The sequence below is a fragment of the Alishewanella sp. HH-ZS genome (assembly GCF_001704375.1).
Lineage (GTDB): Bacteria > Pseudomonadota > Gammaproteobacteria > Enterobacterales > Alteromonadaceae > Alishewanella > Alishewanella aestuarii.
In genome coordinates this window covers 19,589-31,643 of record NZ_LZEJ01000021.1, presented here as the reverse complement: position 1 = coordinate 31,643, position 12,055 = coordinate 19,589, and the positions used below count along the sequence as shown (strand labels likewise).

The following is a 12,055-nucleotide window of genomic DNA, read 5'->3' as shown; positions in this document are numbered from 1 at the left end:
TCCTTATTGTTGGGCCTGAAAGTGTCCACTCAGGCCAAGTTGTTGCATTAAACCGGTTAATTCTGTCGCGATAATGCTGGCGTTCACGCCTTCGGGTAGTTCCAGCGTCATCTGGGTGTGCATCATTATTTTATCTTGCCCGGTAAAGGTTTCAGATTGCAGTGAGCCGATATAAATATTGTGGCTGGCCAGCAAACCGGTAATGGCGCCGAGTGTACCAACTCGATCTGGCCCGCTGTAGTCCAACACGTAATGCGCCACCACCTGGGTGCGCGGACGGCCAGTTGTACGTTTGGTCATGGTAGTCAGATCAAGCTCTAAACCCAGAGCGGGTAATAAATGCTCAATGCGGCTGATGGCGGCCAGATCGCCGGCCAGAAGCATAATAAAGGTAAACTCACTACCAAAGATCGCCATCCGGCTATCAATAATATTGCAGTTACATTCGGTAACCAGTCGCGCCAGTTTACTGACAATGCCGGTGCGGTCTGGGCCAATGGCGGTCACAACCAGTTGTTGGGGCATAGTTTTCCTATGGTGTCGCTGGAAATAAAGGTGTCGCAGTTTAGCATAGTGTCATCTAAAGTCACTGCTCGAAGCGGCAATGCAAGCCGGTAAACAGTCTCCTTGTGTTTCCGGGGTTCTGTCTTTAACATAGGCGGCCGTAAATTTATTCGTGGAGCCAACTTAAGATGTTCAGAGGTAGTTTCGTTGCACTGATCACCCCCATGACCGCACAGGGGCAGGTAGATTATGACAGTTTACACACACTGGTCGATTTTCACTTGAAGCAGGGTAGCGATGGTCTGGTCATTATGGGAACCACAGGTGAAGCCGCGACGCTGAGTCTGACAGAGCAACATGCAGCATTAAAGCAGGTGTGTCAGCAGGTTGCCGGACAGATCCCGGTGTTGGTTGGTAATGGCGCTATGGCGACCACAGAGGCGGTTGAGAAAACCCGGTTTTTTGCTGATCTACCGATAGACGGTTATCTTACTGTTACGCCTTTTTATAATAAGCCAACCCAAAAAGGCATGCTGGCGCATTTTCAGGCGGTAGCTGCGGCTACTGATAAAGCGATTTTCTTATATAACGTGCCAGGGCGGACCGGTGTCGACTTGAAAGCCGAAACGGTTGCCGAGCTGGCGAAGGTGCCTAATATCGTCGGTATTAAAGAAGCAACGGGCTCGCTGGCCCGTTTGGCTGAGTTGCAGGCCCTGTGTCCGGCCGACTTTTTGTTGTTCAGCGGTGATGATGCCAGTTTCGCCGAATTTATGTTACAAGGTGGTCATGGCGTGATCTCGGTGACTGCCAATGTCGCACCAGCGGCCATGGCGGCGATTTGCCGTGCTGCTGCGCAGGGTGATGCTGCAACGGCTAAAGCACTGGATAGTCGGCTGCAGGCGTTACATCGCGATCTTTTTATCGAATCCAATCCGATCCCAACCAAGTGGGCGTTGCTGCAGATGGGGCTGATCCAGTCAGATTTTCTGCGCTTGCCGTTGACGCAGTTGGAACCAATTTATCAAAGTACAATCGAACAGGCATTACAACAAGCCGGTATTGAGAAGCAGGAGTAGTATAGGTGCAAAAGTGGGCTAAAGGATGTGTAGCGGTCAGCGTGCTGTTAAGCGGCTGTGCCTTTTTTGACAAAGAAACAACAGAAACCCCAAGTACCTCGCAGGTTAATTTGCGTATTCCTGAAGGTTTAGCCAAACCGAATCAACCTGCTGCTTTTGATATCCCTGCGGTGGCACCGGTATCGGGTCAGATCGCTAACAAGAAACCACCCACCTTGATCCTGGCTACCGCCAGCAGCAGCCGGTTGGAAGAGGAAGAAAAACTGTCGCGGGTTTGGTTTGAGCGTAACGATCTTACCGGCGATTTATTGCCCTTTATTCAGCAACAGTTACGGGATTTTTTCGCAGCACAACAGGTTGAGTTGACCCAACTTGACGATGCCGGTTTACGTTATGAAACCGGCTGGATCCAACGTTCACGTAGCTCAGGTTTCTGGCTATGGAAGAGCGAGAATCCGGTTGATCAGGTTCGCTACCAAATTGAACTGGCACCGCGACCACATGGCCGCTCATTGAGTATGACCTCAACGTTGCTTGAGCACCAATATTTTGTCGCTGGTGAACAGTTAACTGCCCAGGACGCCAAGGCTAACGAAGTGAATGTGTTAAACCGCATTATTAACCAGGTTGCGATTGCCGAAGTGCAAGCGGCCCGTGAGCAACGTCTGGCCGTAGCGGAAGTATCGCTGGAGCCGGGCTTGGATCAGGCGGGTAACCCGGCGCTGATCACACGTCAGCCAACAGATGTGACCTGGTCGCAGCTGGAATTGTTATTCCCGGAATTAAACCTGACGGTAACGGATTTTGACCGCTCGGTGCTGACCTATTATGTCAGTTATACCAAACCAACACGCGGCATCTGGCGCACTATTACCTTCCGGGATGCGCCGCTGAGCCTGCCGCTGGAGGATGGCGAATATCAGTTAGTGCTGAGTCGCCACAACGGCACAGGTACGGCGATTTCCTGGCAGGATAAGAGTGGCGAGCCACTGCCGCCGGCACTGGTTTCCGCGTTGTATGAACCTATGGTGGCGGCAATCCGAGCTGCCGGCTTAGAATTCTAAGCTGCGGTGAAAAAGTCATTTGCGAACAGGCCAAAGCCCATTATACTTTGCGCCTGATTTTCAGTGCCCGCCGTCCGGAGTAAAAAATGGTTCAAAAGACAACAGAGCTGTACCGTGGAAAAGCCAAGACTGTGTATCACACCACAGATGAGAATCTGCTGGTATTACACTTTCGCAACGATACCTCAGCCTTTGATGGTGAGCGTATTGAGCAGCTCGATCGCAAAGGCATGATCAACAATAAGTTTAACTTCTTTATCATGCAAAAGCTGGAGCAGGCCGGGATCCCGACGCAAGCCGAGCAGTTACTGAGTGACGATGAAGTACTGGTAAAAAAATTAACGATGATTCCGGTAGAGTGCGTGATCCGCAATTATGCTGCCGGTTCTTTAGTGCGCCGTCTGGGTGTCAGCGAAGGGCAGCAGTTGACGCCGCCGACTTTTGAGCTGTTTTTAAAGAACGACGCGCTGCACGACCCTATGGTCAATGAGTCACTGGCGGTGTCCTTCGGTTGGGCCACGGCGGAACAACTGGCAGAAATGAAGCGTCTGACCTACAAAGCTAACGAAGTATTATCTGCGCTGTTTGATGCGGCCGGTATGCTGTTGGTTGACTTTAAACTGGAATTTGGTTTGTTTAACGGCCAAATCGTGCTGGGTGATGAGTTCTCACCAGACGGTTGCCGGCTGTGGGATAAAGCAACCCGCAAAAAACTGGATAAAGATCGCTTCCGCCAGGGCCTTGGCGGCGTAGTTGAAGCCTACGAGGAAGTGGCGCAACGCTTAGGCGTGAATCTCGGGTAATACCGTCAGAATAAAGCCACCGTCAGGTGGCTTTATTTTAGCGAGTCGGTAACACCGTTGCTGAAGTAAAGAAAACAGGAGTGGGCATGGTGCAGAAAATTTGGTGTGTGCTGTTAAGCAGTTGGTTGCTGTTCAGCAGCGCTGTAATGGCTAAGCCTGAGCTGTATCAGGCTGAAGTGAGTGCCGAGCAAACTCAGCAACAATGGCAACGGGAAGCACTGACGCAGATCCTGGTGCGGGTCACTGGTAACCCGGATATTATGCAGCGTGCCGAGCTACGTGCCGAATTAAACAATGCCAGCAGCTATGTTAAGCAATTTGAAGCAGTAAGAGGCGAAGCCGGTAACAGGGTGCGGGTACTGTTGGACGCCGAGCGGATCCGTACTTTGCTGCAGCAACTTCAGATCCCGATCTGGGGCGGTCAGCGGCCGGAAATGTTGTTCTGGATCGTTGAGCAAGCCGGCAGCGAGCGCCGTTTTGTGCGGCAGAGTGATGATCCCTGGCTGCAAGCCCTGACCCAGGTGATGGCTGAGCACGCACTACCTTTAACCTTGCCGCTTTATGATATCGATGACTTATTAAACCTAACCGAAAATGACGTCTGGGGCGGCTTCTGGGAGCCGATTTTATTGGCCAGCAGTCGTTATCGGGTTAATGAAGTGGTGCTGTTATTACTGGAGCAGAGCAGCGATACCGAATGGCGCCTGACAGCGATCCGTCAGCAGGCTGGCCAGCAACAGCGCGATGAGCTAACCGGCACCGATCAACAGAGCTTACTGCGTGATTATGCCGCCTTGCTCAGTCAGCAGTTGGCGCGGCAATATGCCATTTTATTGGATCCGGCGGCCGAGCAGCAGGTGCGGATCCGGGTGCAGGGTACCAGCAGTTTGCGAGATGTAGTGCTGTTGGAGCGAACCTTGGCTGCAACCCTGGGCATTAAACAGGTAAAGCTGCTCAGTCAGGGCCAGCAACAAACCGAGCTGCAGTTGACGATTCAGGTATCACCAGCGCAATTACTGCAACTGCTTAACTTTGAACCCAGCCTGCAGCTGTTAACCGACAATAGTGCGCCGCCAGCTTTTGACTGGGCTAACCCGGCGCCGGTGGTTACAGATGCGCCCCTGGCCGTTTATCAGCTAACCCGTCCCTGAATGCAGCCATTGCAGTTTACGCTGGCGGTGACGCTGCCAGAGGATGAAACCCTGGATAGCTTCTATGCGGCGGCAGAGAGCCCGGCGGTCAATTTTTTAAAGCATTACCTGCGCCAACCCGCTGGCCAGGCACCGGTCTATCTGTTCGGTGCCAGTGGCAGCGGCAAATCGCATTTGCTGTATGCCGCTTGTGTGCAGGCGCAGGAGCAAGGCCTAACCAGTCAGCTACTGACATTAGAGAATATGGCAGAGCTTAGCCCGCGGTTGCTGGATAATCTGGAGCAGCTGGATTTGGTCTGCCTGGATAACATTCAGGCCATCGCCGGCGAGCTGCACTGGCAGGTCGCGATCTTTGATCTCTACAACCGCCTGGTGGAACAAGGCAAAGCCCTGATCATTGTCGGTAATCAGGCACCACAACAGCTGGGGATTACCCTGCCGGATCTGGTGTCGCGCTTACATGCCTGCACCAGCTTTCAGCTGCGGTTATTAAGTGATGACGATAAACAGAAACTGCTGCAACAAAAGGCCCGCTTGCGCGGTATTGAGTTGCCGGATGAAGCGGCGCGTTATCTGCTGAATCATCATGATCGGGATATCCGCTCATTGGTCAGTATCCTGGATCGGCTGGATAAAGCTTCCATCGTGCATCAGCGTAAACTGACCATCCCCTTTATCCGCGAAACCCTGCAAGCCGGTTAAACGCGTTTTACTGAAAAAGTCCAAAAAAATCCTTAACGTGCACTGCGTGCCGGCCGCTTTTTATTGTATGATTAGCGGCTTTAAAATTTGTCAATCCTGGTGACACTGAGGATAACCATGAACCTGTCAGCGATATTACAAGAAGCGCTGGCCGCAGTAGCTGCGGCTAACGATATTCCGGCTCTGGAAGAGGTTCGCGTAACCTTTATGGGCAAAAAAGGCAGCATCACTGAGCTGCTGAAATCTTTAGGCGCGATGGATCCGGAAGCGCGTAAGCTGGCCGGCCAGCATATTAACGAACTAAAGCAGCAGGTTCAGGATGCGCTGAACGAAAAGCGTGATGCGCTGCAACAAGCCCAATTACTGGCCAAACTGGCACAGGAAAAAATTGATGTTACCCTGCCAGGCCGCACCCTGGAGCAAGGTGGTTTACATCCGGTCAGCCGCACTATAGCGCGGATCGAAAGCTTTTTCGCTGAGCTGGGTTTTGAAACCAAGCAGGGCCCGGAAATTGAAGACGATTTCCACAACTTTGATGCGCTGAATATTCCGGAGCATCACCCGGCTCGGGCCGATCATGATACCTTTTATTTTAATCCGAAGCTGATGTTGCGCACCCAGACTTCGGGTGTGCAGATCCGTACTATGGAGCAGCAACAGCCACCACTGCGGATTATTTCACCCGGCCGCGTGTATCGTAACGATTACGACATGACTCACACCCCGATGTTCCACCAGGTGGAAGGTTTGATGGTGGATAAAAATGTCAGCTTTACCGAGCTCAAAGGTATCCTGCATGACTTTTTACATAACTTCTTCGAAGAAGACTTAAAAATCCGTTTCCGGCCGTCGTTCTTCCCCTTTACTGAGCCATCCGCCGAAGTGGATGTGATGGGTAAGAATGGCAAATGGCTGGAGGTATTGGGCTGCGGTATGGTGCACCCGAATGTGTTGCGCTCGGTAGGCATCGACCCTGAAGTGTATAGCGGTTTTGCCTTTGGTATGGGTGTAGAGCGGCTGACGATGTTGCGCTACGGTGTGACCGATCTGCGCGCCTTCTTCGAAAATGATGTTCGTTTCTTAAAGCAGTTCAGATAAGCGGAGTAGCAAGCAATGAAATTTAGTGAATCCTGGTTACGGGAATGGGTGAATCCGGCACTGGATAGCACAGCCTTATCTGAACAGTTGTCGATGGCCGGTCTGGAAGTGGACGGCATGGACAAGGTTGCTGGTGATTTCCACGGTGTGGTAGTGGGCGAAGTCGTCGAGTGTGGTAAGCATCCGGAAGCGGATAAACTGCAGGTAACTAAAGTAAATATCGGTGGCGCCGAGCTGCTGGATATCGTTTGTGGCGCCAAAAACTGCCGTCTTGGTCTTAAAGTGGCTGTCGCTACCGTTGGTGCCGTGTTACCGGGTAACTTTGAAATTAAACAGGCTAAGTTACGCGGTCAGCCATCACATGGCATGCTGTGTTCGTTCTCTGAGCTTGGCATGGCGGATGATTCAGACGGTATTATTGAGTTACCGGCCGATGCGCCCATTGGTCAGGATCTGCGCCAATATTTAGCGCTGGATGATTTGAGTATCGAAGTAGACCTAACACCAAACCGAGCCGACTGCCTGGGTATTAAGGGGCTGGCGCGGGAAGTCGCAGTACTGAATAAACTGAGCGTCTGTGAGCCGGAAATTAGCGCGGTGCCAGCCACTATTAGTGACAGCAAAGCCATTCAGTTACTGGCACCGGCGGCTTGCCCACGTTATTTAGGCCGGGTGATCCGTAACGTTAATCTCAGTGCCGCAAGTCCGCTGTGGTTAACCGAAAAACTGCGCCGCTGTGGTGTCCGCAGTATTGATCCGGTAGTGGATGTCACCAACTATGTGCTGCTGGAGCTCGGTCATCCGATGCATGCCTTTGATCTGGCGAAGCTGGACGGTGATATTCAGGTGCGCTTTGCCCACAGCGGTGAAAAACTGACGTTGCTCGATGGCAACGAGGTCACGCTGCAAGACAATACCTTACTGATTGCTGACCAGCAAAAAGCACTGGCGATGGCCGGTATTTTCGGTGGCCTGCACAGTGGTGTAACGGCGGAAACGACGGATATTTTCCTCGAAAGCGCCTTCTTTGCACCGCAGCTGATTGCTGGTAAAGCACGGCAATACGGTTTGCACACCGATGCGTCACATCGTTATGAGCGCGGTGTTGATCCTGAGCTGCAACGTACTGCTATGGAGCGGGCAACGGCGCTGTTACTGCAAATTGTCGGTGGCGAAGCCGGTCCGGTGGTCGAAGCGGTGGCGCCTGAGCATTTACCACAAAAAGCCCCGATCCTGTTAACGGAAGCTAAGCTTGACCGTATTCTGGGGCATCAGATCGCGAAAACAGAAGTCAGCGATATTCTGAGCCGGCTGGGTTTAAAGGTTACTGAAACAGCGGACGGCTGGCAGGTTCTGGTACCGGGCTATCGCTTTGATATCAGTATCGCCGAAGATCTGATTGAAGAAGTGGCGCGGGTGTATGGCTATAACAATATTCCGAATGTCGCGCCGGTAGCCGCCCTGAAAATGCGCAGCTTTAAAGAAGCAGCCTTAAGTGTTGACACCATGCGCCAGCTACTGGTTGACCGTGGTTATCAGGAAGCCATCACCTACAGCTTTGTCGATCCTAAGGTCCAGCAAAGCCTGTTCCCGGGCGTAGATGCGTTGGTATTGCCTAACCCAATTTCAGCCGATATGTCGGCGATGCGGCTTAACCTGTGGCCAGGTTTACTGCAGGCGGTGCAATATAACCAAAGCCGGCAGCAAAACCGGTTACGCTTATTTGAATATGGCCTGAAGTTTATTCCGGATGCGACAGCAGAAGGTGGCGTGCGTCAGGTACCGGTGATTGGCGGTGTGATTGTTGGTTCACTGGCCAATGAGCACTGGAGTATCGCTGAGCGGCCAGTAGACTTCTTTGATATCAAAGGCGATGTAGAAGCCTTATTGGGCTTGCTGTCAGCCAATGATCAGGTACGCTTTAGCGCCGCTGAGCACAGTGCACTTCATCCGGGGCAAACCGCGCAAGTGTGGGTCAATGATCTGGCGGCAGGTTATCTGGGGGCCTTACATCCGGAAGCCGAGCGCAAGCTGGGCATTAAAGGCAAAGCCTATCTGTTTGAATTAGAACTGGCTGCACTTGGCGAGCGGCATATAGTACAGGCGCAGGAGCTGTCGAAGTATCCGGCGAACCGTCGCGATCTGGCGATTGTCGTGAAATCTGATGTGCATTTTGCCGATATTGTTGCTAGTATAAAAAAAGTTGGCGTAAATCAGTTAGTTGACCTAAAATTGTTTGACGTATACACCGGTCAGGGTGTCGCAGACGGCTTTAAGTCACTGGCGATCGCGCTGACCTTGCAGGATAAGGCGCGTACCCTTGAGGATAAAGATATCCAACAAGTGGTAAATCAAGTGGTTAGCGTGCTTAAAGATGATTTCGACGCAACGTTGAGGGATTAAAGATGGCGCTTACCAAAGCTGATTTAGCAGAACGTCTGTTTACCAAATTTGGCGTGAGCAAACGCGATGCCAAGCTGATAGTGGAAGCTTTTTTTGAAGAAATCCGGACGGCACTGGAGTCGGGCGAACAGGTTAAGCTTTCCGGCTTTGGTAATTTCGACCTGCGGGTGAAGAATGAACGACCGGGACGCAATCCGAAAACCGGTGAAGACATTCCGATCTCGGCCCGCTGCGTGGTGACTTTCCGCCCGGGACAGAAATTAAAGTCGCGGGTTGAGACAGGCACCAGTAAGAAGTAGGGCTGTATCTTCGACAGAGACGGTAGTTAGGTAACTAACTACCGTTTTTTTTTGCTTTTTTTCAAGATGATTGATCCGTTTGCACTACGGTGCTGTAAAGAAAACAAGTCAGTTATGGGTTAAAGAATATGGCAGTAAAAATTGGCATCAGTGCCTGTGTGCTGGGCGCGCAAGTGCGCTTTGACGGCGGGCATAAAGCTTCAACCTTTTGTACGCAGCAGTTAAAGCCCCTGGTGGAGTATGTGCCGGTGTGTCCGGAGCAAGCCATTGGCATGAGTGTGCCGCGACCGCCAATTCGCCTGCAGTATAATGCTGAGCAGCAGATCCGTTTAGTACAAACCCGCGATAATAGTCTGGATTACACCGAGCAGATGCTGAGCTTCACCGCTAAGCTGCTGCCGCAGCTGGCAGATTTAAGTGGTTATATTGTTTGCGCCAAGTCACCAAGCTGTGGCATGGAGCGGGTAAAACTTTATGATGCGGAAGGTAATAACCTGGGGAAACAAGCGGTCGGGCTTTATACCCGGCAGCTGATGCAGCATTATCCCTGGTTACCGGTGGAGGAAGATGGCCGCTTGCTGGATCCGGCGTTAAAGGAGAATTTTATCGCCCGGATTTTTGCCTGTTATGACTACCAGCAAAGTATGCGCGATGGCTTTAGTATTGGTAAGTTGGTGGCGTTTCACAGCCGCTATAAATTCCAGCTGTTGGCGCATAGTCCGCAAGCATACCGGCAGCTGGGGCGTCTGGTCGCTGAAGCTAAGTTATTTCAGCCGCAAGAGTTGCAACTGCGCTATCTGACGGAGTTAATGCAGGCGATGCGGCAAATTGCCAGCCGTAAACAACATACCAATGTGCTGCAACATTTACAGGGCTTTTTTAAGAAAGTGCTGGAGCCAGCCAGCCGTGCTGAATTAAGCGAACTGATTGATCGCTACCGCCGCGGCTTCGTACCACTGTTAGCGCCGGTGACCTTATTACAGCATCATCTGCGGCGCTATCCAAACCAATACTTACAACAGCAAAGTTACTTTGCCCCTTATCCGGAACAATTAGGATTACGCGCCTGATGCAAACACCTGTACATCTGGTCTGGCTGAGACATGATTTGCGTGTCTATGATAATCAGGCACTCTATACCGCCTGCAGTGCTGCAGCGCATGACAAGGGCATTGTGCTGGCGCTGTTTATCGCCACACCACTAAGCTGGAACGCGCATCAGATGGCACCGCTGCGTCAGGATCTGCTGCGCCGTCGCGTGCAGGCGATGCAAACAGAGCTGGCGGCGTTGAATATTCCGCTGCTGGCGGTGGAAGGCAGTGACTATGCCAGCTGCGCGCCATTAATCGCAGCGCTATTGCCACTTGGTGTTAAGGCGCTGTATGCGCAGGTTGAATATGAACTGCGCGAGCAGCGCCGCGACCAGCAGGTTAGCGCCTTATTAGCACAGCAGGGTGTCGCCGCACATTGGTTTGACCGGCTTTGCATTATGCCGCCTGGCAGTATCCGCACCCAGCAAGGCGAGATCTATAAGGTCTTTACCCCCTTTAAGCGCAACTGGTTACAGCGCCTGGCGTCTGACGGTATTCAGTGTTATCCGAAGCCAGCGCTGCAGATGGAACACGCATTGTCGCTACCGGCATTAGCGCCGATGCAAGCGCCGGATCAGAGCTCAGGCGACTGGCCGGTTAGCGAAGCGGAGATCCTGACGCAGATGCGCAATTTTTGTCAGCAGCGGGTCAGCGCTTATCAGCAGGATAGGGATTTCCCAGCGATCGATGGTACCTCACAGTTATCGCCTTATTTAGCCATCGGCGTGATATCAGCACAGCAGTGCGTCGCCCGGTTGCAACTGGAGGCCAAAGAGGCACTGTGGCAGGAGAAAAGCGGCGCGGCGGTCTGGTTGTCTGAACTGATTTGGCGTGATTTTTATAAGCATATCCTGGTCGCCTTTCCTCACTTAATCAAACACCGCGCCTTTCAGGCAGAGACCGATCTGATCCAATGGCCAAACGAGCAGGCACGCTTTACTGCCTGGTGTCGCGGTGAAACCGGTTATCCGATCGTGGATGCCGCCATGCGCCAGCTGAATCAAACCGGCTGGATGCATAACCGGCTGCGGATGATTACTGCCAGCTTTCTGGTCAAGGACTTACATATTGATTGGCGCTGGGGCGAGCAATATTTTATGTCAAAGCTGCTCGATGGTGACTTTGCAGCCAATAATGGCGGTTGGCAGTGGGCCGCGTCTACCGGCACGGATGCGGCACCTTATTTCCGGATCTTTAATCCGGTTACCCAAAGTGAGCGTTTTGACCCTAGCGGTGACTTTATCCGGCAATTTGTGCCAGAGCTCTCGGCGAAAACTGGCAAGGATTTACATTGGCCGCACCGGCTGGTTACCCCCAAAGGCTACGTAAAGCCAATAGTTGATCATAATGAGGCCCGTAAACAGACGCTGGTGCTGTTTGCAGCAGTAAAAGGTAAGGCGGCGGAGGCAGTCGATGCTTGACCCTAAACTACAAGCGTTTTTAGATTTTTATAACAGTCTATCTGCGAATGGTCTGGATGCCATCGCTGACTATTATGCGGAACAGGTACAGTTTATTGATCCGGTGCATGAAATTAATAGCCGCTCGGCGTTACAACACTATCTGGCTCATGGTTATCAGCGCTTAAATTATGCCCGCTTTACGCCGGTAAGCGGCCTGTGTCAGGGCGAGCGGGGCTTTCTGAGCTGGCAGATGCGCTTTAGTCACCCGGCCTTTGCCAAAGGGCAGGAAATTCTGGTGCACGGTAGCACCGAGCTGGCCTGGCAGGATGGGCGGATTTGTTATCACCGCGATTACTATGATCTGACCGAAATGGTCTATCAGCATATTCCGCTGTTGGGCTGGTTTACCCGGCAGGTTAAACAAAAAATCGCTGCGAGCTAATAGTCGCAGCTTATGTCGC

Annotated in this window: 12 protein-coding genes; 11 read left to right on the top strand and 1 reads right to left on the bottom strand. The window is 52.2% G+C overall.

Annotated features, from left to right (window positions below; translation table 11 throughout):
* Positions 1-3: 3 nt before the first annotated feature.
* Complete coding sequence (locus A9165_RS09920; protein ID WP_065955762.1) at positions 4-525, bottom strand: glycine cleavage system protein R; 522 nt, start codon at positions 523-525, stop codon at positions 4-6.
* 167 nt (positions 526-692) lie between these two features.
* Here A9165_RS09920 and dapA point away from each other — a divergent pair, with 167 nt between their 5' ends.
* The 11 genes from dapA to A9165_RS09865 all read left to right on the top strand — a co-directional run bounded on the left by dapA (position 693) and on the right by A9165_RS09865 (position 12,036).
* Complete coding sequence (gene dapA, locus A9165_RS09915; RefSeq protein WP_065955761.1) at positions 693-1,580, top strand: 4-hydroxy-tetrahydrodipicolinate synthase; 888 nt, start codon at positions 693-695, stop codon at positions 1,578-1,580.
* A gap of 5 nt (positions 1,581-1,585) precedes the next feature.
* Positions 1,586-2,644 carry an outer membrane protein assembly factor BamC gene (gene bamC, locus A9165_RS09910; RefSeq protein ID WP_065955760.1) on the top strand — a complete coding sequence of 353 codons (1,059 nt, stop codon included), beginning with the start codon at positions 1,586-1,588 and terminating at the stop codon, positions 2,642-2,644.
* 86 nt (positions 2,645-2,730) lie between these two features.
* A complete protein-coding gene (gene purC / locus A9165_RS09905; RefSeq protein ID WP_008951994.1) occupies positions 2,731-3,447 on the top strand; it encodes a phosphoribosylaminoimidazolesuccinocarboxamide synthase in 717 nt (238 codons plus the stop codon).
* A gap of 86 nt (positions 3,448-3,533) precedes the next feature.
* Positions 3,534-4,598, top strand: a complete 1,065-nt coding sequence (locus tag A9165_RS09900) for a DUF2066 domain-containing protein (protein WP_065955759.1) — start codon at positions 3,534-3,536, stop codon at positions 4,596-4,598.
* Positions 4,599-5,300, top strand: a complete 702-nt coding sequence (gene hda, locus A9165_RS09895) for a DnaA regulatory inactivator Hda (RefSeq protein WP_008951996.1) — start codon at positions 4,599-4,601, stop codon at positions 5,298-5,300.
* Between the two features lie 117 nt (positions 5,301-5,417).
* Positions 5,418-6,398 (top strand): phenylalanine--tRNA ligase subunit alpha, encoded by a 981-nt coding sequence (pheS, locus tag A9165_RS09890; protein ID WP_008951997.1) that lies wholly within the window; start codon positions 5,418-5,420, stop codon positions 6,396-6,398.
* A gap of 15 nt (positions 6,399-6,413) precedes the next feature.
* Entirely contained in the window at positions 6,414-8,801 is a 2,388-nt protein-coding gene (pheT, locus tag A9165_RS09885; RefSeq protein ID WP_065955758.1) for a phenylalanine--tRNA ligase subunit beta, read from the top strand.
* A 2-nt stretch (positions 8,802-8,803) separates the two neighbouring features.
* Positions 8,804-9,100: an integration host factor subunit alpha gene (gene ihfA / locus A9165_RS09880; protein ID WP_008610466.1), complete on the top strand. Its 297-nt coding sequence runs from the start codon at positions 8,804-8,806 to the stop codon at positions 9,098-9,100.
* A gap of 128 nt (positions 9,101-9,228) precedes the next feature.
* The gene (locus A9165_RS09875) at positions 9,229-10,170 is read left to right on the top strand and encodes a DUF523 and DUF1722 domain-containing protein (RefSeq protein WP_065955757.1); all 942 of its coding nucleotides are present in this window, start codon (positions 9,229-9,231) and stop codon (positions 10,168-10,170) included.
* Complete coding sequence (gene phrB / locus A9165_RS09870; protein WP_065955756.1) at positions 10,170-11,612, top strand: deoxyribodipyrimidine photo-lyase; 1,443 nt, start codon at positions 10,170-10,172, stop codon at positions 11,610-11,612. The genes A9165_RS09875 and phrB overlap by 1 nt, the downstream gene beginning before the upstream one ends.
* A complete protein-coding gene (locus tag A9165_RS09865) occupies positions 11,605-12,036 on the top strand; it encodes a nuclear transport factor 2 family protein (protein WP_065955755.1) in 432 nt (143 codons plus the stop codon). The genes phrB and A9165_RS09865 overlap by 8 nt, the downstream gene beginning before the upstream one ends.
* Positions 12,037-12,055 lie beyond the last annotated feature (19 nt).